We start from the raw sequence: 24,014 nt of genomic DNA, 5'->3' as shown, positions 1-24,014 counted from the left end.
ATTTCACACAAAAAACATTGAAAATTAAACCTCAAACAGAACTTTATTGCTTAATTTTGTAACCGCTAAAATAAAAACAAAATACTATGAGTTCATTTGACGTAGTCATTATAGGTTCAGGTCCTGGAGGATATGTATCAGCAATTCGTTGCGCACAATTAGGTTTTAAAACTGCAATTGTAGAAAAATATAATTCATTAGGCGGAACTTGCCTTAACGTAGGTTGTATTCCTTCAAAAGCATTATTATCTTCTTCTCACCATTATTCAGAAATCGCTCATTTTGCAGATCACGGAATCGAAGTTTCTGGTGATGTAAAAATCAATTTAGAGAAAATGATCGCGCGCAAACAAGCCGTTGTAGATCAAACTGTGGGTGGAATCAACTACCTAATGGATAAAAATAAAATTACTGTTTTCAATGGTTTAGGTTCTTTCGTAGATGCAACTCACATTGCTATTGCAAAAGCTGACGGAACATCTGAAACTATCGAAGCAAAATATACTGTAATCGCTACAGGATCAAAACCATCTTCTTTACCATTCATTAAAATTGATAAAGAAAGAATCATCACTTCTACTGAAGCTTTGGCTTTAAAAGAAGTTCCAAAACACTTAGTAATTATTGGTGGAGGAGTTATCGGAATCGAGCTTGGACAAGTTTACCTTCGTTTAGGAGCTCAGGTTTCTGTAGTTGAATTCATGGACAGAATCATTCCTGGAATGGATGGAGCTCTTTCTAAAGAATTAACTAAAGTGTTGAAAAAACAAGGAATGAAATTCTACGTTTCTCATAAAGTAAAATCAGTTGAAAGAAACGGTGATGCTGTTGTAGTTCAGGCCGAAAATGCAAAAGGAGAAACTATCACTCTTGAAGGCGATTATTCATTAGTTTCTGTTGGTCGTCGTCCTTACACAGACGGATTAAACGCTGACAAGGCTGGAGTTAAAATCTCAGATAGAGGGCAAGTTGAAGTAAATGATCATTTGCAAACTAATGTTCCAAATATCTATGCTATTGGAGATGTTGTTCGTGGAGCAATGTTAGCACACAAAGCAGAGGAAGAAGGAGTAATGGTTGCTGAAATCTTAGCAGGCCAAAAACCACATATCGATTACAACTTAATTCCTGGGGTAGTTTACACTTGGCCAGAAGTTGCTGCAGTTGGACAAACAGAAGAGCAATTGAAAGTAGCTGGAGTTAAATACAAATCTGGAAGTTTCCCTTTCAAAGCGTTAGGACGTGCAAGAGCAAGTGCTGACTTAGATGGATTTGTAAAAATCTTGGCTGATGAGAAAACAGATGAGGTTTTAGGAGTTCACATGATTGGTGCTCGTACAGCAGATTTAATTGCTGAGGCGGTTACTGCAATGGAATTCAAAGCTTCTGCTGAAGATATTTCAAGAATGAGCCATGCGCATCCAACTTTCGCGGAAGCGGTAAAAGAAGCAGCATTGGCAGCAACTGAAAATAGAGCTTTACACGTATAATTTTTACGTTAAATCATATTTACAAACCGTCTCGTTAAAAAACGAGACGGTTTTTTTATGCTCCCTATAATATAATAATCAAAAATAATTTTGTAAATTAGATGTATGTTTTAGTCGCTATCTTTATGATAATTAAAAAGATAGTGTCATGAAAACTAAATATGTAGTTCCGATTTTGATTGGAGCGGGAATTGGATTCGCATTGTATTCTTGCGGAGGCGGAATTCCAAAAAATGCAAAAGCTGTAACAAACTTTGACAGCGCAAAATATCTCGGAAAGTGGTACGAAATTGCTAGATTGGATTATAAGTGGGAAAAAGATCTGGACAATGTAACTGCCGAATATTCTTTAAACGAAGATAAAACAATAAAAGTCGATAATAAGGGCTATAATGTCAAAAAAGACAAGTGGGAACAAAGTGTCGGGAAAGCTAGATTTGTCAAAAAGGACAACATTGGTATGCTGAAAGTCTCATTTTTTGGTCCTTTTTATTCTGGTTACAATGTCGTAGCAATCGACCCTGATTATAAATACACACTTGTAGCTGGAGAGAGTTTAAAATATATGTGGATACTTTCTAGAGAAAAAACAATTCCAGAAAGTATAAAAGCAGATTTTCTTATCAAAGCTCAGGAAATTGGATATAATGTTACCGATTTAGTCTGGGTTAAACATGAGAGAACAAATTAAACAAAAAGCCCGTCAGATTTTCTGACGGGCTTTTTGTTTAATTTGCAAATGATTTATGCTGTAAAAACACTTTTGTAATTATCCCAGTATCTGTAAATCAAGAAAAGGTTTCCTAAGAAAAGAAGAGCTGCAATTGGCAGACCATCTGGAGTAAGGAAATAATTGATGAACAAAATATTTACCGTAATGGGTAAGATCAAGATGTTTGCTAGAGTTACGTAACGCCCAGTCACAAATGCAATTCCACACAATAACTCGATAGATTTTGCCAGTGGCATTAAATACGTGGAAGCCATTAAACCTACGTTAAAAGCCTTAAAGTTTCCCGTAGTTTCTGGTTCGGGCATGAGATGGAAAAAATAACTGATAGAGGCAAACAGTAGCAAAAGGCCAATTAAAACGCGGACAATAATTGTGGCAATTTTCATAATACTTAGGATTTTTTAAGGTTAAAAAACATAATTAAGTTATTGGAAAAGAAACAATCTATAGGCTTAAATTAGAATCGCAAATTATTTTTTTTGAGGTTCTTTTTTAAGGATCTTATAATTAAATTAATGCTCTTTTGGGATTAATCTAATTGTATATCAAATATAACGAATTTTTTCTTATAAAATGAATGTCTTTTTAACAGTTTTGCAATGTAATTCGAATCATTTGAATATTTTTTTGTTTTCTGTTAATGAAAGATTTTTGTCGTAATTTTGACCTTTAAAATTACCATTTTTGAGAGTTTCTATCCGTAAAAATATTGCCAATCCAAAACTTTTTAAAGAGCAGCTTTTAAGTTGGGCGCAGCAATTTCGTGAAGTCGTTTTTTTAGACAGTAATTCTTATCCGCAGCAGTATTCAAGTTTTGATTGTATTTTGGCAGTTGATGCCTTTACTTCTTTAAAAACAGATTATTACAACGCTTTTGAAGATTTAAAACAATATCAGCAAAACACAAAAGACTGGCTTTTTGGATATCTTTCTTATGATTTAAAGAACGATATAGAAAACCTTCAGTCGCATAATTTTGATGGCTTGAACTTTCCTGATTTGTTTTTCTTTCAGCCTAAAAAAGTTTTTATGCTAAAAGGGAATAAACTCGAAATCCAGTATTTATTGCTTTGCGATGATGAACTTGAAGAAGATTTTGAAGAAATTTTAAAAATTGAGACCGAAACATTTGTCACACTGAGCGGAGTCGAAGTGAAGCAACGCATTTCGAAAGAATTGTATGTTGAAAAAGTAAATCAAATGCTTCATCATATTCATATTGGTGATATGTACGAAGCCAATTTCTGTATGGAGTTTTATGCTGAAAATGCAGTTATAAATCCGTTAGAAAAGTTTCAGAAACTGAATGAGATTTCACAAGCACCATTTTCGGTTTTCTTTAAAAATTACAAAAATTATTTGCTTTCAGCTTCACCAGAACGTTATTTGAAAAAAGAGGGAGAAAAGATAATTTCGCAGCCCATTAAAGGAACTTCAAAACGTTTTGCTGATATAGCTGAAGACGAAAAATCAAAAAATATTTTAGCTTCTGATGCCAAAGAACGAGCTGAAAATATCATGATAACCGACTTGGTTCGAAATGATTTGTCGCATACTGCGAAAAAAGGTTCTGTCGAGGTTGAAGAGCTTTGCGGAATTTATTCGTTTTTGCAAGTACATCAAATGATTTCTACGGTGACTTCAAAATTAGATTCTAAATTTTCTGCAGTTGATGTCTTGAAAACAACTTTCCCAATGGGAAGCATGACTGGTGCACCAAAAATTTCGGTAATGGAAATTGTTGAAAATCTAGAAGAAACCAAAAGAGGATTATATAGCGGTGCAGTTGGTTATTTTACCCCAGAAGGTGATTTTGATTTTAATGTCGTGATCAGAAGTATTTTATACAATCAGGAAAATAAGTATGTTTCTTTTTCGGTTGGTAGCGCCATAACATCGCTTTCAGTTCCAGAAAAAGAATACGAAGAATGTTTGTTGAAGGCAAAAGCAATGCACGAAGTTTTGCGATAAAAAAGTTGCCACGAATTGCGCGAATTTGCACTAATTTTTTTTCTTCAATTCAAGGTGAAAAAATATTGCCACAGATTAAAATGATTAAAAAAATCTGTGTAAATTCTTTTAATCTGTGGCAAAAAAATAATTCGTGCAAATTCGCGCAATTCGTGGCAAAAAAACAACGCTTAACATTTCGTTTAAAAATAGATCGAATTTAATTTTTTACTTTTATCAGATGTTTTCAAAATTTCAAAATCATATCGTTTCAAGATTTCCGTTTTTAGTAGAAAAAAAACTTTTTCTGGCTGTAAGTGGCGGACTAGACAGTATGGTTTTGCTACATTTGATGAATCAACTGCCTTGTGAAATTGCCGTTTTGCATTGCAATTTCCAACTTCGCGGAGTGGAAAGTTTTGGAGATCAAGAATTTATTCAGAATTACTGCAATCAAAATAATATTCCAATTTTCACCACTCATTTTGATACAGAAGCTTTCGCTAAAGATTATAAGCTATCGACGCAAGTTGCAGCGAGAGAATTGCGTTATAGTTGGTTTTATGAACTTTTAGAAGAAAAAAACTTTGATTACATTTTAACTGCTCATCATGCTGATGATAATCTGGAAACTTTTATCATCAACTTAACCCGTGGAACTGGATTAGAAGGTTTGACAGGAATTCCCGAACAAAATGATAGAATTATTCGTCCACTATTGCCTTTTTCAAGAGAAGAAATCTTGAAATATGCAGAGGAAAATAAGATAGAATGGAGAGAAGACAGCAGCAATGCTTCTACAAAATATCTCAGAAATAAGATTCGCCATAATTTGGTTCCAGTTTTAAAAGAAATCAATCCGAATTTTTTGGATGCTTTTCAAAAAACGCAATCTTTTCTTCAAGAATCAAAAGAAATGGTTGAAGATGCATCGATTATTGTTTATCAACAAGTAGCAAAAGAAGAAGGAGATGATATTCATTTTGATTTAAATCAGTTAAAAAAACTTCCTAATTATAAATCGTATTTGTATCAATGGCTGAAAGAATTTGGTTTTTCAGCATGGAATGATATTTATGATTTGGTCGAAGGGCAATCTGGCAAACAAGTTCTTTCTGAGGAATTTAGATTGCTAAAAAATAGAGAAACACTCATTTTAAGTCCGTTTTCTGAAACATCAGAAAAAGACGAATATGAAATTAGTGAAAACGATACAGAAGTTAATTTTCCCTTAAAAATGAGTCTTTGTAACGTAGGTCACACAACATTCGGTTCAAATAAGGTTATATTTGTCGATTCTGATAAAATCCGTTATCCCTTGATTTTGCGTAAATGGAAAGAAGGCGATGTTTTTCAGCCTTTTGGAATGCATGGAAAATCTAAAAAATTGAGCAAGCTTTTTAAAGATGAAAAGCTATCCTTGATCGAAAAAGAAAAAACTTGGATTTTATGCTCAGAAAATGAAATAGTCTGGGTAGTCGGAATGAGACAAGACGAACGTTTTAAAATAGAAAAAGCCACAAATAAAATACTAAAAATAGAATTAATATAATGAACTTTACACAAGCCCATCAGTCGGTAACTTCGAAAAGTATCTGGAATAAAATAACTGTTTTTTTACTCTTTTTCTTCTTTACATTAGCAAGTAACGCTCAAATTTTAGAACCAGTAAAATGGACCTCTAAAATAGAGAAAAAAGGAGATAAGGTTATTCTAATTTTTGATGGAACGATCGAAAAAGACTGGCATATGTATTCTCAGTTTACGCCGGAAGGCGGTCCGCTTGCTTTGGAAATTTCATTTAAAAATCAAAAAGGAAATTACGAGTTGATTGGAAAAGCCAAAGAAGGTAAAACAAGAACAGCTTTTAATGATGTTTTTGGTGTAGATGAAACTTTCTTTGAAGGCAAGGCACATATTGAACAAGAAATAAAAATCATAAACCCAAATTTAAAAACGGTTGATGTAGATTTTGATTTTCAGGTTTGTAAAGAAGTATGTATCAACTCAAGCAAGAAATTCTCGATTGCTGTTCCTTCAACTTTTAAAATGGATGAAGTTCCAGTTGTAGCTGAGGCTAAATTGGACGAAACAAAAGTTGCTGGTTTGGCGGTAGATACCGTTAAAAAAGAAGAAGCTGTACAGCCAAAAGCAGAGAAAACAGCAGAAACGGCTGCGGCAGAAATTCCAGCACCAGCTCCTTCAAGAAGTTTATGGTCTATCTTTTTTATTGCCTTTTTATCTGGATTTGCAGCATTGTTAACGCCTTGTGTTTTTCCAATGATCCCGATGACGGTAAGTTTCTTTACAAAGCAAAGTAAAAGCCGTGCAAAAGGAATTAGAAATGCCATTATTTACGGATTTTCAATCATTGCAATTTATGTGATTTTAGGTCTTATTGTAACTAAAATATTTGGTGCAGATGCCTTAAATGCATTATCTACAGATGTTTGGTTTAACCTGATTTTCTTTGTGATTTTGGTCATTTTTGCTACTTCATTTTTGGGTGCTTTCGAAATTATGCTTCCAAATTCATGGGCAAACAAAGCCGATCAGCAGGCAGATAAAGGTGGATTAATCGGAATATTGTTTATGGCTTTAGCCTTAGCAATTGTATCATTCTCTTGTACAGGACCAATTGTTGGAACTTTATTGGTTGAGGCGGCTTCAAATGGAGGAATTGCTCCAATTGTTGGAATGTTAGGATTCTCGTTGGCATTAGCGCTTCCGTTTATGTTATTTGCCATGTTCCCCGGATGGTTAAATTCGTTGCCAAAATCTGGTGGATGGCTAAATACAGTAAAAGTAGTTTTAGGGTTTTTAGAATTAGCATTGGCGTTCAAATTCTTATCAAATGCCGATTTGGTTTTACAATTGCATTTCTTAGAAAGAGAAGTATTTATTGCAATCTGGATTGCTATTTTCGGTGCTTTGACTTTGTATTTATTCGGAAAAATTACATTGCCTCACGATAGTCCAACGAACCATATTTCTGTTGGAAGATTGTATCTAGGTTTATTGACATTTGTGTTTACAATGTATTTAATTCCTGGGCTTTGGGGAGCACCTTTAAAATTAATCAGTGCATTCCCGCCGCCGCCACAATATAGCGAAAGTCCGTTTGGAGTTGGAGGTTCAGGAAACGGAGCGGTTTCGGCAGGATCTATTAAAGGTATGCCAGAAGGTGCTGAATTAGGGCCTCACGGAATTATGGTTTTCCATGATTACGAAGATGGTTTAGCTTATGCTAAAGAAATCAATAAGCCAATTATGCTTGATTTTACAGGTTATGCTTGTGTGAATTGCAGAAAAATGGAAAATAATGTTTGGTCAGATCCTTCCGTTTTACCAATTCTTAAAAACGATGTGGTTTTGATTTCACTTTATGTTGATGATAAACGTGAATTGCCAAAAGAAGAGCAATTTACAACTGATGCAGGAGATAAAATCATTACAGTTGGAGATAAATGGACAGATTTTATGATTTCTAAATATAAAACAAATACACAGCCTTTGTATGTTATTACAGATTTAGAAGGAAATAATTTAAACAGCACAAAGCCAACAATCAGTTATGTGAGTACAGAAGAATATTTGCAATGGCTGAAAGAAGGAATTTCGAATTTTAAATAAAAGTTTAGAATTTAGTTTTAAAAGCTTTATTCGAAAAAAATAAATATTTTCTTGGGGGTTGAAATTAATTCAAACGAAAGCGTTCTAATTTATTAGAGCGCTTTTTTATTGGTCTCAGATTCGGGTTTAAAACCCTGCAATTTATTGCAGTACTTTAGTAATGCGAAAAAATATAATCTTTTGAATTTTTTAGTTTTGATAAAAGTTTTTAAAATTGAGAGACTTTCAGTCTCTCGTCAAAACAAACCTCTGCACTTTCAGTGCAGAGTGATTTAGTATAGAATTGTCTAATAATAGTTTGAAGTTGAAACGACTCAAAAGCAAAAAGCACTCTAAGTCAAATTTAGAGTGCTTTTTTATTTATCAAGCGAAAGTGAAAATTAATTTCTTATAAGAATTCTCCGTGTTGAGAGATGTCTAATCCTAGTTCTTCTTTTTCTTCTGTAACTCTTAGTGGAGTGATTTTGTTTACGATGAAGAATAAAGCATAAGAAGCAACAAAAGCGAAGATTGAAACAACAACAAGAGCAGTTAATTGGTTAATGAATAAAGTTGGAGTTCCGAAGATTAAACCTTGATTGTCTCCAACAGCAGGATTGATCGCTTTTGATGCGAAAACACCAGTTAAAAGCATACCTACCATACCTCCAACACCGTGACAAGCAAATACGTCAAGAGCATCGTCGATTTTTCCTTTAGGGAATTTGCTCACAACAATGTTACTTACAATTGCAGAGAATAAACCAATAAAGATTGCGTGAGGAATGCTTACAAATCCGGCAGCTGGTGTAATAGCAACAAGACCTACAACCGCTCCGATACAAGCTCCAAGAGCAGATAATTTATGTCCTAAAATTTTATCAAGGAAAACCCAAGCCATTGCAGCAGCGGCAGCAGCAACAGTAGTTGTTCCTAAAGCTTGAGCAGCAAGACCATTTGCTCCTAAAGCAGATCCAGCGTTGAAACCAAACCATCCGAACCAAAGTAAACCAGTTCCTAATAATACATAAGTAATTCTAGCAGGATTAACTTTTTGAACTTTTCTTTTTCCTAAGAAAATAGCTCCAGCCAATGCAGCCCATCCAGCGCTCATGTGAACTACCGTTCCTCCAGCGAAGTCAAGAACTCCCATTTTGAAGAAAACTCCATCAGGATGCCATGTCATGTGAGCAAGTGGTGCGTATATTATAATTATAAATAAAACCATGAATAACAAATAAGCCCAGAAACGAATACGTTCTGCAAAAGCACCTGTAATTAAAGCAGGAGTAATGATAGCGAATTTTGCCTGAAATAATGCGAATAATATAAATGGAATAGTTGGTGCAAGGCTCCAAGCTGTATTAGTTCCAACTCCTGCAAAGAACAAATTCTCAGACGGGTTTCCGATAATTCCTCCAATTGTTGGTCCAAAAGCCAATCCAAAAGCAACAACAGTCCAAAGTATAGTAACAATTACCATAGCCATAAAACTTTGAAGCATAGTACTAATTACGTTTTTCTTACCTACCATACCTCCGTAGAAGAATCCTAATCCAGGAGTCATTAGCAATACAAAAGCAGTTGCAACGATCATCCAGGCAGTATCTCCCGTATCAAACTTTACAGCTTCTGCAGGAATTGGGTTGTCTGCAATGATAAAGTTCGAAATAAAGCTTAGGACTAAAATCGTGATAAGAATCACACTTAAAATAATTTTTCGCATAGTTATTTAGTTTTAAAATTTTTTATAAAAGTATAAAATGATTTAATACCCCCTAAAAAAATAGGGTTTGATGTTTGATTTTTGTTAAATTTAAAATTTAACCCCTATCATTTTGCGTGAATTTCTTAAAACAAACTTAAAATTTACAATTTGGCAACATTTTTTTTTCACTTACTGTGATTTTTGATAATTTTTGGGGTAATTGATTGCTATTTTTTGTAGGATAATAGATATTTGTTGTTTAAAAAACGTCTGTTGGATGTTGTAATGGATATTTTTTAATCTTTTTAACAAATTTGATGATTATAATATAAGGATGAGAAATAGAAGTATTAAATGGGGAATAGTAGGATTGGGAAATATAGCAAGCCAGTTTGCATCGGATCTTTTATTGATTGAAAATGCTGAACTGACGGCAGTTGCATCTAGAGATTTTACTAAAGCCGAAGAGTTTGGAGGAAAATTTAATGCTTTAAGAATGTACAATTCTTATGATTTACTTTTTGAAGATTCGGAAGTTGAAATTGTTTACATTGCAACTCCTCATAATTTGCATGCTGAATTATCTATAAAAGCACTAGGAAAAGGCAAACATGTGCTATGCGAAAAACCAATGGCTTTGTCTTATCAAGATGCAGAGAGAATGATAGAAGCGTCTAAAAAAAACAATGTGTTTTTTATGGAAGCTTTTTGGACAAGGTTTATTCCCTCAATTCAAAATCTTCTTCAGAAAATTGACAATGGAATAATTGGAGATGTAAATTATATAAAAGCCGATTTCGCTTTTCACGGAAGTGAAACAGAAAACAAAAGACTCTTTGATAAAGAATTGGGTGGAGGAGCTTTATTTGATATTGGTGTTTATCCTTTATTTCTGTCTTATATACTTTTAGGAAAACCAAAAGAGATTGCAGCAAAAGCAATCAAACATAAAAATGATATTGATCTGCAGACTTCTATGATTTTGCAATACGAAACAGCTCAATCTATTTTACACGCTTCTATAGTTTCTGAATCTGATATGAAAGCTATTATTTCAGGAACAAAAGGTCGAATAGAATTAAACGCTCCATGGTTTGTTGCCGATGGTTATTCTTTATTTATAAATGAAGAAAAAGAAGCTACTTTTACTTTTCCAGCTTTAGGAAAAGGATATTCTCATGAAATAATCGAATGTCAAAATTGTATTTTGAACAATGAAATTGAAAGTAAACTTTGGTCACATCAGAATAGTTTGGATTTGAGCAGAATAGTGGAGGAGATTAAAACTCAAATAAAACTTCCATTTTAAGCATTCATTTTAGTAATAATATAATTATATGATTGAAAAAACAGAATTTCTGGTGAATAAAATAAATGAGTTTATTAAGAAGTATGGGGAGGTGCCTCCACATTGGATTTATAAACCAGATTCACATCCTTACAGTATTGTTTGGAGATATGGAAGTGGTGATGAATTTTGTGACTGTCTTTAATATTTGGTTTGAAGAAAATTGTCAAACAACTGATAAAAGAATTGCTTATTTTAAGAAATATAATCCACCACCAAGATGGTTGGCGTCAGTAGTTGATAGTATTTGGGAAACAGAAGGGTGGAACGAACCATTTTTTGATTATACTCCATATTTGAAAAAGCTTGAAGAATATGGTTTTATAGGAACATCTGAATATGAAAAAGACCTAAATGATCAAAAATGGCTAGATAAAGAAAATGATATGAATAGAGCGTTATAATTTAAAGTAGTAAAATATTTACAAATTGTATTTTTTACTCGCATTTAATTAAATACTTTTACTTTTTTATAAGAATTTATTTATGTTAGTAAAAGTTTACGGAAGTGCCGTATTTGGAGTTGAAGCTACGACGATTACAGTTGAGGTACATATGGACAAAGGAATTGGTTATCATTTAGTTGGACTTCCAGATAATGCTATAAAAGAAAGCAGTTTTAGAATAGCGGCTGCTTTAAAAAATAACGGATTTAATTTTCCGGGAAAGAAAATTACAGTCAATATGGCGCCTGCCGACCTTCGAAAAGAAGGTTCTTCATACGATTTGACATTGGCTATGGGAATTCTGGTTGGTTCAGATCAGATTAAAGCGCCGGAAATTGAACGATATATTATTATGGGTGAACTTTCTCTCGATGGAAGTTTACAGCCTATTCGAGGTGCTTTGCCTATTGCAATTAAAGCCAAAGAAGAAGGTTATAAAGGATTTTTTCTTCCTATTCAAAATGTAAAAGAAGCAGCAATTGTAGCAGGTTTAGATGTGTACGGTGTTTCTAATCTTCAAGAAATAGTTGATTTTTTTAATGGAAAGGGAACGCTAGAGCCGACTGTTATTGACACAAGAGCAGAATTTTATAAAACGCTTGATTTTCCCGAACATGATTTTTCAGATGTCCGCGGACAAGAAAGCATTAAGCGCTGTATGGAAATCGCGGCGGCTGGCGGCCATAATATTATTTTGATTGGTCCGCCTGGTGCAGGAAAAACGATGCTGGCAAAACGAGTTCCGAGCATTTTACCGCCTATGACTTTGCGTGAAGCTTTGGAAACTACTAAAATTCATAGCGTTGCAGGAAAATTAAAAGAAGTCGGATTAATGAATCAAAGACCATTTAGGAGTCCGCATCATACTATTTCTAATGTGGCTTTGGTCGGTGGCGGAAGTTATCCTCAACCAGGAGAAATCTCGATGGCGCATAATGGTGTTTTGTTTTTGGATGAATTGCCAGAATTTAAACGTGATGTTCTGGAAGTAATGCGCCAGCCTTTAGAAGATCGTGAAGTAACAATTTCGCGTGCCAAGTTTACGATTACTTATCCATCGTCTTTTATGCTGGTGGCAAGTATGAATCCAAGTCCAAGCGGATTTTTTAATGATCCGAGTATGCCGAATACTTCTTCACCGCATGAAATGCAGCGTTATATGAGTAAAATTTCTGGACCTTTATTGGATAGAATTGACATACATATAGAAGTTACACCAGTTCCGTTTGATAAATTATCAGACGAGCGAAAAGCGGAAAGCAGTGTAGAAATTCGTAAGCGAGTTACAGCAGCAAGAGAAATTCAAACCAAACGATTTGAAACCGTTGAAAATGTTCACTACAACGCACAAATGAGCAGTAAGCTGATTCGAGAGTATTGTGTTTTAGACGAACCTTCAAAAGAATTACTAAAAACAGCCATGGAAAGACTTAATCTTTCTGCACGTGCTTATGATAGAATTTTAAAAGTTTCGAGAACCATAGCTGATTTAGATCATTCAGAAAATATTGTTTCATCTCATATTGCTGAGGCAATTCAATATAGAAGTTTGGATCGAGAAGGGTGGTTGGGGTAATTTTATTATAATTAAATATGCTAATTGAGAAGATTCCCAATTGGCATATTTAATTAGCTAAATTAAAAGAAAGAATACCCAACAATTAAAGAAGTGGTTTGGTAAGAAGAGCTCCAATTTGGATTTTCAGCCAATACGCCTCTAGGAGTTTGATATCTTAGTTCTGCACTAAATTTATCTAAGAATTTGCATCCTAAGCCAAATCCCAAATTGAAGCCTGATTTTACATCCAAATTGTTTATAGCAGATCCATCATTTCTCGTTACGCTCACTTTAGAGTTGTTGCTTAAGTCTACCACAAGAGACGCGTTAGCAAATATTTCGACATTTTTATTAATGAAGAAGTAACGTCTAAGGCCAATCGGTAATTCAATTGATTTGTAATCTACCTTACCTATTAAAGTTTCGCCAACAACCTGAGAGTTTTGTATTGTTTCTTCTCCTTTGTAATATTGGTAGGTAGGTTCAAAAATAATAGACCATCTGTTTTTATTAAATGGTAAAATAAATTCTGCTTCAATTCCTAAACTAAAGCTTGATTTTCCTCCAAAATCAAAATTCATTCCTTCAAAAACATTATTTTCCAAAGATAACGAACTGTTATTATATCTAGGTCTAAGTGTAAGATTGAATAAGTCTTTCTTTTCTTTTACGTCAAGATCAACAAATTCAGAATTTGTGCATTTATTGTATTTTGTAAAAATGCGCATTAAAGCATTTTTAGTATAGGCTAATGTTTCATATTCGTTTTGTTGAATATTGTCACATTTCAAATCAAGATAAAGCTGTTCTCTAAATTGATTATTTTTAGCAATTTGGTCGTCACTTGCAAAGTAAGTTTTATAGACAAGCTGTTTAATTTCAGAATCATTCATTTTGTAAAAGAAACGTCTAACAGTTCCGTCATCAAACAAGTACAAAGAAGCATTTCCTTCCATAAGTACCTGTAGAAATAGATTTTCTTCTCGAAAAATAGGATTTTTATCTTTAGTCATATTTTGCAAGTTTTTTGTAGATCGATCTATATTTACAATTGATCGTATAAATTTATTTCGACCAGAAACTCCAAATTCTTTTACAGTCTTAATATCTGCATCTATAATTGGTGAGCCATCAGAAAGACGGTATCTGAAATTGGTTGGAGTGTTTTTCCAATCTATATTTTCAATTAAGCATTCTGTTTTTTGATTGTTCCCTGAGATAATATATCCTTTTTCGAAAGCTATTTGAGAATAATTTTTAATAGTAAAGAGTAAAGTTAAAGCAATAAATAAAATTTGTTTTTTCATTAAATTAAATAGGTTATATAGATTTGTTTTATTTTGATTTAGTATTTAAAGGGATTATTTTTTATAATTGAGATTAAAAAGAGTTGGGTTTAGGGTAGATTAATTTAAATAGGTTATAATTTTTTGAGGCAAATATATTAGATAAGGGTCTATGATCTTTACGGGAAACCGTAGTGTTGTTTTTTTTTTTACGTGTATGGTTTCCTATTCTTTTTTTGATTTTATTCTCGTTTGATTTACAGATATTATTATTGTTTTTTAAAACAAAAAATCATAAAAGAGATAGTTTCTTTTATGATTTTTTGGCTAAACAAAACGTATTGTTTTTACAAAACAGATTATCTTTTCATTTAAGTGCGAGGATAAAAGAATTTAAAAGAATTAGAAACAGCTGTGTGCAGAATCGATCCGTGGCTTTCTTCTGGGAAATAATCAAAATACGTTTTTACACTTTTACTTTTCGATTCTTTTAGTTTTTCAGCTAGTAAATTAGCATCAACTTCCATGACATGCGGAATTGCTGTTGGAGCTAATCCTTCTTTGCCAACAGCAATATAGATTTCAGTTTGCTGATTGAAATTTTCTTTCAGCATTTCAGAATCTAAACTTAGCAAAGAGCCATTGTTCCACCATAAACTCGGACTTACAATAACATATTTATTAAAAAGAGTCGGCTTTTTAAACAGGATTTCGGTTCCTAATAATCCGCCGAGAGATTGGCCGATGATGGTTTTAGAATCATTTGTTTTGTATTTTTTCTCAATAAATGGTTGCAATTCTTTTTCGATAAAAGCAATAAACTGATCAGAATGTCCAGTTGTAGGAAAGCGAGTTTTATCATTTTCAACAGTAGTAGGAAAAGTGAAATCTCTTTTTCTGTCAACTGTAGCAATTCCTACTACAATTGATTTTGGAACCTGATTGATCCATTCAAAACTATTAAACTGAACTAGCCCAGAAATATGAATAAAATCTTCATCGGCAGAACCGTCCAATAAATAAATGACAGGATATTTTGTGTCTTCTGCTAGATTATAGCCTTCAGGAAGATAAATGTTTAAAATTCTTTTTTCGTTTAATTCTTTGGATTGAATTTCTTCGATTACACCTAAAACAAAAGGCTTTGAAGTTTCTATGTTTTTGGCTTTATTCTTTTGGCTGAATGCGAAAGTAGAAGAAAAAAGTAAAAAGGCGAAGGTAATAAATTTGGTCATTAATTTTTGAAATTTTGTGGCATTGATTCTTGTTTTACTTCTTGTTCTGGCTTGTAGTAACTATTTCTGTTTGTTGTAACAATTAAAACGCCTGGTTCTCCAGACTTTCCATAAATATTAATGCCAGTTTGTTTTTGAAGAGCAATAATTTTGGCAATTTCAATTTTCGAAAGAGCAAGTTTTTCTTTTTCTAGATCCTCATAACGGTGAGTAATTCCATCGACAACAACCATTGGACGATCTGTAATTTTTCCAGCTTTGGCAAGATTTGAAATAGAATCAGAAAGATAGAGTTTGTCTTGTCCTTCATCGGAAAGCTCGTATCTGTTTTGAGAAAAAACAGCAGCTGAAATGGACAAAAAGAGGAAAGTGAAGAATTTCATCATTTGTGTTTTTTTTAGTTTTTAGAATCGAAATTTAATTTTCTGATCGAAAATACAAAAAAATCCTGCAAAAATGCAGGATTTAACAAATGATATTAATTGTTTGGTTTTTATTTTTTTTCAGCAAAAATAGCATCTAAACCTTCCATTGCAATGGTAAAACCTTCTTTGAATCCCATTTGAATGATCATTTCCAAATCAGATAGTTTTTCGTGTTTGATGACAACATCAACAAAAGTAGATCCGTCTTTTTCAGAGAAAGTCACATTCCAGTCAGAGCGCGGAAATTCTTTATTTAAATTCCCTTCGCTGTCGCTAAAAGCATCTAAATATTTAAAATTAGTTTTCGGACTAATTGAAGTAAAATCGGCAATTGCCCAATGTTCTTCTCCTTCTGGTCCAAGCATGGCATACAATCTGCGTCCGCCTTCTTTAAAATCCATGCTTTTTGTTTTAGATTTCCACGGAGCAGGAGCCCACCATAAATCTAGAATCTGAGGTTCTGTCCATGCAGACCAAACTTGAGGCAGCGAAGCATTAAATTCGCGCTTTACGTTTACAGTTTTATTTTCTTTATCAACAGTAAAATTCATTAAAAGATTTGATTTCATTTTCTTTAGATTTTAAATTCGTTAATAGTAATTTGTTAGAAATGGTTTTATTTTTCGGCTAAGATTTTGTCTAAACCTTCCATTGCAGATGTGAATCCTTCTTTGAATCCCATTTCGATAATTTTTTCAAGTTCTTCCAAACTGTCGCGTCTAATCAAAATGTCAACAATTGTTGAACTATCTTGTTCAGAAAAAGAAATGTCCCAATACGAACTTCCAAATTCTGAATTTGCATTTCCTTCGGCATCAGAAAAAGTAGCAGAATGTTTAAAGTTTGTTTTAGGAGAAATCGAAGAATATTCAAAATAACTCCAGCGTTCTGTACCATCAGGGCCAACCATAGCATACAATCTTCGTCCGCCTTCTTTAAACTCCATGGTTTTGGTTTTAGATTTAAACGGAGCTGGTGCCCACCATAAATCTAGAATTTCAGGTTCTGTCCATGCAGACCAAACGTTTGACAATGGTGCATTGAATTCACGTTTTACATTCACTCTTTTATTTTCCTTGTCTACAGAAAAAATCATTAATAAATCAGTCTTCATTTTCTTTAGATTTTAAGTTTAGTAATACTTGATCCAATTGGCTAAAACGCTGTTCCCAAATTGCTTTAAATTGCTCCAGCCATTGATCAACTTCTTTCATTTTCTCAATTTTGAGCTGATAGTAAATTTCTCTGCCCAATTTCTTTTCTTCCAATAAATCACATTCATTTAATATTTTAATGTGTTTAGAAACCGCTTGTCTTGTAGTTTGAAACTGCTCTGCAATAGCATTTGGGGTTAATGCGCTTGAAGAAATCAAAACTAATATTGCCCTTCTCGTCGGATCGGCAATAGCTTGAAAAATATCTCTTTTCATTTTTCTGAATATTTATTCGCAACTAATCAGTTGCAAATATACGCAACTTTTTGGTTGCGCAATAAAAAAACGCGATTTTTTTTTAAATTAGAATATTCTAAACAAAAAAAGACGCATCAAAAATGCGTCTTTTCTTTATAATCGTGTTATATAATTAGCGTCTAAATTTATTCTTTACAATGATATCTTTCAACTTGGCTTTCAAGTCTTCGCCTGTATCGTAAACCATTTGTTCGTTGTTTGGGAACGCAACAGCACGTTTGTCAAAATACGCCAGATAATTATCATCGCAGGCATTTCTATTTCCTTTGTAAGTAGAATAAATATTCTCGAAAACATATTCGCTGCTTATCGGGAAAGTCTGTACCAACTGATTGCTTTTCAAATCTACATAATCCACTTTTGCCGTTACCAGACAAGATTTAAATTGTCTAAATTCGTAAACTGTTGCACGAAGCGTTTTATAATTATCTACTTTTATTTCTTTGCCTAAACTGTCTTTTACAGGTCTTCCGCGACTGTCTAAAAGTGTTTTTACACCATCTTTAACTTGTCTTTCTTTCACAAATTCCTTCTCTTTAATTTGTTCTGGTGAAATCGCAATTTGTCTAAAACTTAAAATTAAACTATAGTCATAATTCACATTTTTTTGTCTTGCGCTATGATAAACCGTCCATTTATCGTTTAATCCGTAGGTTTTAAAATCCAATAAATCATCCTGAAGCATTTTCGGAATGACCATTTCGGTTTCGTTTTTAGCATAAACATCAACGAAATCAGTTCCTTTAAACTGAGCATCGTCCATCAGTTTTTTAGTGTTTTTGTAGCCAGGATTAATGCTTTCCAAATAGGCAAAATCGTCATACGCCTTTCTAAAATCTAATTTGTTATTCGATTTTAAAAGTGATGAAGCGTTTTCATATAAATATTTCGAAAGTGCATTTTTGCTATTTACAATCTCATTCGAATAATTATCAAATGGGAAATAAGCATTTTTTCCCTGCTTCAATAAAGGCAAAGGCAATAATGGACGAATTTTTTCCTGACGATTATTTAGCTGTAAATAAGTATTATAAATGCGTTCTGTATTGGCAGGATTGTTTTCTTTGTTCAGCATTTCCAAATTTCGAAGATCACGATCTTTGGCTTTTGCAAAAGCTTCTTCCAATAAATAAACATAATCTTGTTTTCCTTTAGAATCTTTTTTGGTGCGAAGCGCTTCAACAGCGCGGTCAATTGCGCCGTCGTAGTTTCCATCGCTAAGCATTGATTGTGTTGTTTTTACCCCGCAAGATGAAAAAGCTAAAAACAATATAGAAAATAAAAAAGTAATTTTTTGCATAGTGTGTTTTTTGAAGGTGTAAATATATCTTTTTTAACTTTCAACAACTATGCCTTTTCTAATTTATTTGAGGAGCAGGATGGAGATTTTGATGTGTAAGAAAAAATTAATTTTCCCAAGTTTCAATTGCATTATCACTCCATAATTTCAGAGCAAAATCTTTAAAGATTTTTGGGCCTTTTTTAAAGTTTTCATCCAGTTTATATTCACCTCCTTCAAACTGTTTTTTGCCATTATCATCTATACCAACAGCAACTTTATTTTCGCCACGCATGGCATATTTTGTATTCCCTTCATACATAATAATCTTCATGTCAGAAGGACTAACATCGCCGTGACAAACTGTTTTATACATGAGCCAAGTTTCGGCAATTCCATTTTTGTCTAAATCTGTAACTTGAAAAGTGTTTTTTACAAATGAAGCTACAATGTCTACTGGGCAATCTGAAATGTAATCGTAAACTTTCCAAGTTTGCTTCACTTCATTGCCTGAAACTATAAAATGACACCCAAATAATTCAGCATCTGAACCTTCTGTTTCGTGCGTAAATTTTTTGTTGATATGATAACCTGTTTCTGTAGTAATTACAATATTATCGCCCAATTTATCTTTCCATCGAACAGCATTTTTTATAAAACCTTCGTATTTTATTGAAGTTGGAAATTGAGTAGAATCGATTTTTTCTACTGTTAAGACAAAAGGTTCTTCCGTTGAAGGTTTTTCATTTGAAACGGCAGTTTTTACGTCATCTTTTTTCTCTGGTTTACAGTTCGAAAACAAAACAATAAATAATAATAAAATTGTAATTTTTTTCATAAAAGGCGTGTATGTAATTTTAAGTGAGTTGTTTTTTGATCAGCACAATTTGTCCTAAATGATAGTAACTATGTTCAATCATAGCTTCGATGTTTCTTTTGTAAGTTCCGTATTTTGCATCTACAAAAACAGCATCTAGGTTTTCGTGAGGCATTTGTTCTACAAAAGAGGCAAATGTTTCAGCATCATTCCAAAATTTAGTTAGAAAATTGTTCCATTGTTCTTGCGAACGAATAGGAGGAAAGTCAAAACTAAATTGATCTTTGATATCAAGCGTTCCGCCTTTAAAAACCTGATTGATTCCGTTGATATAATAATGAATATGCTGAGCCAGAGCTGCAATCGTATTTAAATTTTGAATCGGACTGACTGCAATTTTCCAATCCAGATTTTCTAGCTGATCTTTAAAATTGGTGTTTGCAATCCAAGTTCCGTTTAAAATAACTTCTCTGAAACGATTAGCAATTTCTGTTGTACTTTTCATATTTAGTAATTTAAGAGTTACTATTAAAAGTTTATTCCTGCTGAATCCACTCGTATTTTTCGTTTTTCAGATAAATAACACCGCCTCCGCAGCTTTCTTCGGCATGAATAAAGATTCCGTCATTTGGCAGTTTTATTTTGTCTTCTTCTGCAACTTGTTCTTCGCCAATAATATCGCCATTTTCATTTACATTGTTAAAGTAAAACTCATTTTTAGGCGCTTTTTCAAATATTCCTGCCCAATCAATTTCGTCAAAACCTTGTCCTAAAATATCATTTCCAAAACCTAAATAATCAGTTCTTTTTCCGTTTCCGTAAGTGATTTTGAAACCGCTTTTTTGGTTGTTTGTGCTTCTAAAGATTTCTACAGTTTCTTCTAGATTATCTCCGTCAAGATCGCATAAGATTTTATTGGTTTTATGTTTTGTGGAAAGTACAATCGTATCTGTTTTTTGTGTTTCTGGCTCTTTCTTTTCATTTACTTCCAAAGAATCTTTTGACGCAATTTTAGAAGTTTCTGATTCTGTTTTTGTTTCCTTTTTACAAGAAATAGTTAGTAATGATAAAAGGAGTAGAGTTCTAATTTTCATATTAGGCTTAGATAAATTTAAAATGCTAATATAAAAAATTACGTACGAATTTATACAATTTTATGTATTGTTGAATATTATCCTTATAAATGATATTATGAATTGCCTCCAGCTTTAGCTGGAGGTGGAGTGTATTGAAAAGAAAGGGCTTTAGCCAAAAAATATTAATTTGGCTAAAGCCCTTTTGAGACTTTTTATGAATCTCCAGCTAAAGCTGGAGGCAATTGAAAATTTGTTTATTTAGATTTTCTAATCTTGACTTGATATACAATCTCCCAAAAGATAATTGAGAAAATAGCATTAGCAAAAATGGCCGTTTTAACCTGATAAGGATCGTAATTGACAAACAAATGTAAATTGGTAAACTGTAAAGCGAGAAACATTGCTAAAGCTGCAATTCCGACAGCGCAAAGTGCATTAAGCAAAGGTTTCCATTTTAAAGCTGTAAAAGCATAAATAAGATTCAAAATACCGAAACCAGCTCCTAAAGTTACAAAAGGATCACCTTTAAACTTTTCGTTTAATTCAAGCAGAAGATGCGTAGAAGTAAGGTATAAAAAGAAGAGGATAGAATAAATCAGGATTCTTATTTGCGGTTTCATTTTGTATTGTTTAATATGATAATTTTTTAAATACGAAGATAGTGCTTAAAGTCTTAAAATGCCGTTAAGGTTTTTTTAGATTTATTTCCAAAAATTTTTAATGGTATTAAATTGCTCTTCGTTATTTCCGTTACTTTCATATTTGTATAAATTATCCCAGTAAATTACGCCTCCGCTTTTAATGAAAACTTTATAATATCCTTTTGCAAGAGTACTTATATTCAGTTTAGGGTTATTTGTGGATAATCCGTTAAGCGAAAGGTTTGAATTTGAAATAATAGATTGCTCGCTGTACAAATTGTTGTTCAAAATACTGCTAAAGTTGAAATCCTGATAAATTTTTTCTGCAGTTGCAGGTACAATCCATACATTTGTAACATTTTGTTCCGCTAAGATGTAAACCGTTTCGTTTGCAGGATTTGGATAAAGGACAAACTTTTGATTAGCCAAAGTATTTGGATTCCCTAAATATAGTCCAGTATCATCTGCAGTATTTCTGACATTAATTCCAGTGACTAAATTGATAGAAGTTTTATCGGTTTCAGGAGTTTTATCGTCATTGCTGCAACTTACCGCTAAAAGAGATATAAGAATAAAAAGTATTTTTTTCATGTTTAGTTTATTTCTAATGTTTTGAAAGGTGTAAAAAACTTTAGTTAGAATTTTAAGGCAAAAGCGTTTCTATTTTGGTTTCCGATTTTTCCTTTAGCGGACTATCTGCCTTCAAACTCCAAATGATTAGAAATTTTCCTTTTACAACATATTCTTCCGGATGTTCATCTGTTGGTTCGCCTGCTTTTCCCCAAAGTAAACCTTGCAGAAAACGATCGCCCTTAAAAACATGATCAAATTCAAAATACATAATAGAACCGCGATCTGCTTTGCTTTTAAAACTCTGAATGGCTTTACTTTTTACAGTTCCAACAATATTGCTGTAGGTTTCAATATCATTATAAAAACTACAGGCTTGTGGCGTAATGCAAACATTCCCGTCGCTTACCATATAACCGCCTTTCGGAATTTCTTTTGGTTTTAGTTTTAAATCGGCTAGGGTTTGGCTGAATGAATTGGTTGCAAATAATAGGAATAGCGTTGATAGTAGGATTGTAGGTTTCATTTGATTTTTGGGATTTGATTTGGGATGTAAATTTATCTAAATTTTATTATTATAAGGTAGAGGAATAAATCTTCGAACTAATTTAATTTTTAGAAACTCATCATTGTTTTCTATTTCTATTACATTAAATGAATCAACAATCATTTTATCGTTTCTTAGCATATCAATCATTGTTCTGTTTTCAATTTGATATACTGCAATATAAAAATAATCTTCAGGATATTTTGTAACTAATCTTGAATGTGGTTCTTCACAGTAGGAAGTATTACCTAAAATAAATGCATTTTTTCTGTAAAAAGTCCAATCAATAAATTCGCAAAAATCATTTTGTGTATTTGTCTTATTTTGAATTGCAATTAACGTATCGCTTTTAAAATATAAACTATCAGTATTATTAAATTTCCATGATTTGATTGAAGGCAAACTAATCCGACCATTTTTCTTTTGTATTTGACTTTCTTTAATTATTTTTTGAACTTCAGATTTGGAGATTTTATTTTGTGATAATAATAAGAAGGGCAATAGAAAAACAATAAAAAGGAATTGAAGTTTTTTCATTTAGAAATGGATTACTAAATTAAAGTTCATATTATAAAAAAAACTGTTGCTAGCACGAGTGTCTCGCATATGCCCGCAAAGTCTTTCGGTTGTTAATTTACTTAGATTATGTTCACGAGCGAGACGCTAGTACTAGCATGATAATTTAATTTATGCTTTTGAAAACTTTTATCTTTTTCGTTTCCGCTTTTCATTGATAGGAATTTGATCGGATGGTGCTAATTCCTTTAAGCATTCATGATAAAATTCTTCTCGCCATTTTTTGAAAAGATCTATTAGATTAAAAAATAATTCTTCGGATGAGTTTTCTGGTTGCAATTTTTTGAGCAAAGTCCCTATGGTAATGTTATGTGATTTTCCAGAATGGTTAATAACATAATTTTGTCTAGTTTCATCTTCTAAAAACATATCTGCATAGTAATGTTTTAATACTATTTGGTCAAGATTTATAATCCCTAAAATTGAGGTCTTAATTTCAGGTGGTATTTCGCATTCAAATTGTTTCTCAATTCGTGCCATATTTTTATCAAGAAAATGTAATCGAACTTTACATTCAAAAATGATATCTACATAAATCCCTAAACTCAATAATCTTTCTGACCAACCATCAAAATGATCATAAGAAAGAATGTAATCTTCATGTAATTTGAAATTTCCAGTTGAAGAGTCTATTTTTCGTATTTTAAGTACTTCAAAGTCCATTTGTTTAGGCATTAAATAATTTTTTTGTTTTGATTGCGTAAAGTTTATCCACAATCTTGTCATTTCGACGAAGGAGAAATCTTCGCAAGTAGCTCTACAAAGATTGGAAACGTTATTCAAATAAATAATTCAAAAAATCCAAATCAGGATTAATAGTTTTTATTAATTCGATTTTCTTCTCTCTGCGCCAGTCTTTTACTTCTTTTTCGCGAGCAATGGCTTCTTGAATCCAAGCAAACTTTTCGAAATATAGTAAGAATGTAGCATTGTATTTTGATGTAAAATTTTTGCTTCCATTTGCGTTATTTTCTTTATGCTGACTCAAACGAATTTTTAAGTTATTTGTAACTCCTGTGTAGAAAACGGTTTTGTATTTATTCGTGAGAATGTATATGTAGTAAGTATGATAGCCTTCTTGATGTAGCATTTTTTTTTTTTTTGATGCTAAAGATAAAATTTATTTAAAATTTTTCTTTCTTTTAGTATTAGGTTTTTAATATGCTTTGTGGAGTTACTTGCGAAGATTTCTCCTTCGTCGAAATTGTAAAGGTTAGATAATTCGGTAACAAAATTTAACTTTAA

At 32.6% G+C, this 24,014-nt stretch carries 26 protein-coding genes; 8 read left to right on the top strand and 18 right to left on the bottom strand.

Annotated elements, in window-relative coordinates:
- Positions 1–86 precede the first annotated feature (86 nt).
- Together lpdA and NU08_RS21800 are read left to right on the top strand one after the other, a co-directional pair.
- Complete coding sequence (lpdA, locus tag NU08_RS21805) at positions 87–1,490, top strand: dihydrolipoyl dehydrogenase (RefSeq protein ID WP_129749147.1); 1,404 nt, start codon at positions 87–89, stop codon at positions 1,488–1,490.
- A 148-nt stretch (positions 1,491–1,638) separates the two neighbouring features.
- Positions 1,639–2,181, top strand: coding sequence for a lipocalin family protein (locus NU08_RS21800; protein WP_129749146.1), 543 nt, complete (start codon positions 1,639–1,641; stop codon positions 2,179–2,181).
- A 53-nt stretch (positions 2,182–2,234) separates the two neighbouring features.
- Here NU08_RS21800 and NU08_RS21795 read toward each other — a convergent pair whose 3' ends face one another.
- Positions 2,235–2,609 (bottom strand): DoxX family membrane protein, encoded by a 375-nt coding sequence (locus tag NU08_RS21795; RefSeq protein WP_129749145.1) that lies wholly within the window; start codon positions 2,607–2,609, stop codon positions 2,235–2,237.
- Between the two features lie 298 nt (positions 2,610–2,907).
- Here NU08_RS21795 and NU08_RS21790 point away from each other — a divergent pair, with 298 nt between their 5' ends.
- The 3 genes from NU08_RS21790 to NU08_RS21780 all read left to right on the top strand — a co-directional run bounded on the left by NU08_RS21790 (position 2,908) and on the right by NU08_RS21780 (position 7,806).
- The gene (locus NU08_RS21790; RefSeq protein WP_129749144.1) at positions 2,908–4,194 is read left to right on the top strand and encodes an anthranilate synthase component I family protein; all 1,287 of its coding nucleotides are present in this window, start codon (positions 2,908–2,910) and stop codon (positions 4,192–4,194) included.
- 220 nt (positions 4,195–4,414) lie between these two features.
- Entirely contained in the window at positions 4,415–5,725 is a 1,311-nt protein-coding gene (gene tilS / locus NU08_RS21785; RefSeq protein WP_129749143.1) for a tRNA lysidine(34) synthetase TilS, read from the top strand.
- Positions 5,725–7,806 (top strand): protein-disulfide reductase DsbD family protein, encoded by a 2,082-nt coding sequence (locus NU08_RS21780; RefSeq protein WP_129749142.1) that lies wholly within the window; start codon positions 5,725–5,727, stop codon positions 7,804–7,806. The genes tilS and NU08_RS21780 overlap by 1 nt, the downstream gene beginning before the upstream one ends.
- Before the next feature lie 388 nt (positions 7,807–8,194).
- Here the strand turns inward: NU08_RS21780 and NU08_RS21775 are convergent, their stop codons facing one another.
- A complete protein-coding gene (locus NU08_RS21775) occupies positions 8,195–9,511 on the bottom strand; it encodes an ammonium transporter (protein ID WP_119789633.1) in 1,317 nt (438 codons plus the stop codon).
- A gap of 316 nt (positions 9,512–9,827) precedes the next feature.
- Between NU08_RS21775 and NU08_RS21770 the strand changes: the two genes are divergently transcribed.
- The 3 genes from NU08_RS21770 (at position 9,828) to NU08_RS21760 (ending at position 12,863) form a co-directional block, all read left to right on the top strand.
- Positions 9,828–10,802, top strand: a complete 975-nt coding sequence (locus NU08_RS21770) for a Gfo/Idh/MocA family protein (protein ID WP_129749141.1) — start codon at positions 9,828–9,830, stop codon at positions 10,800–10,802.
- Between the two features lie 83 nt (positions 10,803–10,885).
- Entirely contained in the window at positions 10,886–11,245 is a 360-nt protein-coding gene (locus tag NU08_RS21765; protein WP_129749140.1) for a hypothetical protein, read from the top strand.
- Between the two features lie 82 nt (positions 11,246–11,327).
- Positions 11,328–12,863, top strand: a complete 1,536-nt coding sequence (locus NU08_RS21760; RefSeq protein ID WP_129749139.1) for a YifB family Mg chelatase-like AAA ATPase — start codon at positions 11,328–11,330, stop codon at positions 12,861–12,863.
- A 62-nt stretch (positions 12,864–12,925) separates the two neighbouring features.
- On the opposite strand, the gene NU08_RS21755 is transcribed toward NU08_RS21760, so the two are convergent.
- From NU08_RS21755 to NU08_RS21680, 16 genes are all read right to left on the bottom strand, one after another.
- Positions 12,926–14,152 carry an outer membrane beta-barrel protein gene (locus tag NU08_RS21755; RefSeq protein WP_129749138.1) on the bottom strand — a complete coding sequence of 409 codons (1,227 nt, stop codon included), beginning with the start codon at positions 14,150–14,152 and terminating at the stop codon, positions 12,926–12,928.
- A gap of 350 nt (positions 14,153–14,502) precedes the next feature.
- A complete protein-coding gene (locus tag NU08_RS21750; RefSeq protein WP_129749137.1) occupies positions 14,503–15,366 on the bottom strand; it encodes an alpha/beta hydrolase in 864 nt (287 codons plus the stop codon).
- Positions 15,366–15,752: a hypothetical protein gene (locus NU08_RS21745; RefSeq protein WP_129749136.1), complete on the bottom strand. Its 387-nt coding sequence runs from the start codon at positions 15,750–15,752 to the stop codon at positions 15,366–15,368. The genes NU08_RS21750 and NU08_RS21745 overlap by 1 nt, the downstream gene beginning before the upstream one ends.
- Before the next feature lie 107 nt (positions 15,753–15,859).
- Positions 15,860–16,360, bottom strand: a complete 501-nt coding sequence (locus NU08_RS21740; protein ID WP_129749135.1) for an SRPBCC family protein — start codon at positions 16,358–16,360, stop codon at positions 15,860–15,862.
- Between the two features lie 47 nt (positions 16,361–16,407).
- Positions 16,408–16,905, bottom strand: coding sequence for an SRPBCC family protein (locus tag NU08_RS21735; protein ID WP_129749134.1), 498 nt, complete (start codon positions 16,903–16,905; stop codon positions 16,408–16,410).
- Positions 16,895–17,221, bottom strand: a complete 327-nt coding sequence (locus tag NU08_RS21730; RefSeq protein WP_008462100.1) for an ArsR/SmtB family transcription factor — start codon at positions 17,219–17,221, stop codon at positions 16,895–16,897. The genes NU08_RS21735 and NU08_RS21730 overlap by 11 nt, the downstream gene beginning before the upstream one ends.
- A gap of 154 nt (positions 17,222–17,375) precedes the next feature.
- On the bottom strand, positions 17,376–18,563 hold the full coding sequence (locus NU08_RS21725; protein ID WP_129749133.1) for a hypothetical protein: 1,188 nt from the start codon (positions 18,561–18,563) through the stop codon (positions 17,376–17,378).
- A gap of 106 nt (positions 18,564–18,669) precedes the next feature.
- On the bottom strand, positions 18,670–19,380 hold the full coding sequence (locus NU08_RS21720; RefSeq protein WP_129749132.1) for a M949_RS01915 family surface polysaccharide biosynthesis protein: 711 nt from the start codon (positions 19,378–19,380) through the stop codon (positions 18,670–18,672).
- A 19-nt stretch (positions 19,381–19,399) separates the two neighbouring features.
- The gene (locus NU08_RS21715; RefSeq protein WP_129749131.1) at positions 19,400–19,864 is read right to left on the bottom strand and encodes a DUF1572 domain-containing protein; all 465 of its coding nucleotides are present in this window, start codon (positions 19,862–19,864) and stop codon (positions 19,400–19,402) included.
- A gap of 31 nt (positions 19,865–19,895) precedes the next feature.
- Positions 19,896–20,453, bottom strand: a complete 558-nt coding sequence (locus NU08_RS21710) for a hypothetical protein (RefSeq protein ID WP_129749130.1) — start codon at positions 20,451–20,453, stop codon at positions 19,896–19,898.
- Between the two features lie 236 nt (positions 20,454–20,689).
- Positions 20,690–21,055: a hypothetical protein gene (locus NU08_RS21705; RefSeq protein WP_129749129.1), complete on the bottom strand. Its 366-nt coding sequence runs from the start codon at positions 21,053–21,055 to the stop codon at positions 20,690–20,692.
- Between the two features lie 81 nt (positions 21,056–21,136).
- Complete coding sequence (locus NU08_RS21700; RefSeq protein WP_129749128.1) at positions 21,137–21,667, bottom strand: hypothetical protein; 531 nt, start codon at positions 21,665–21,667, stop codon at positions 21,137–21,139.
- A gap of 52 nt (positions 21,668–21,719) precedes the next feature.
- Complete coding sequence (locus NU08_RS21695) at positions 21,720–22,172, bottom strand: hypothetical protein (protein ID WP_129749127.1); 453 nt, start codon at positions 22,170–22,172, stop codon at positions 21,720–21,722.
- A gap of 36 nt (positions 22,173–22,208) precedes the next feature.
- Positions 22,209–22,730: a hypothetical protein gene (locus NU08_RS21690; RefSeq protein ID WP_129749126.1), complete on the bottom strand. Its 522-nt coding sequence runs from the start codon at positions 22,728–22,730 to the stop codon at positions 22,209–22,211.
- A 168-nt stretch (positions 22,731–22,898) separates the two neighbouring features.
- A complete protein-coding gene (locus NU08_RS21685; protein ID WP_165352500.1) occupies positions 22,899–23,444 on the bottom strand; it encodes a hypothetical protein in 546 nt (181 codons plus the stop codon).
- 100 nt (positions 23,445–23,544) lie between these two features.
- Positions 23,545–23,859 carry a GIY-YIG nuclease family protein gene (locus tag NU08_RS21680; RefSeq protein ID WP_129749124.1) on the bottom strand — a complete coding sequence of 105 codons (315 nt, stop codon included), beginning with the start codon at positions 23,857–23,859 and terminating at the stop codon, positions 23,545–23,547.
- Positions 23,860–24,014: the final 155 nt, after the last annotated feature.

The sequence above is a fragment of the Flavobacterium anhuiense genome (genome assembly GCF_004151235.1).
Classification (GTDB): Bacteria; Bacteroidota; Bacteroidia; order Flavobacteriales; family Flavobacteriaceae; genus Flavobacterium; species Flavobacterium anhuiense_A.
Note: the sequence above shows the minus strand (reverse complement) of the source record. Positions and strands in the feature narration are given on the sequence as shown.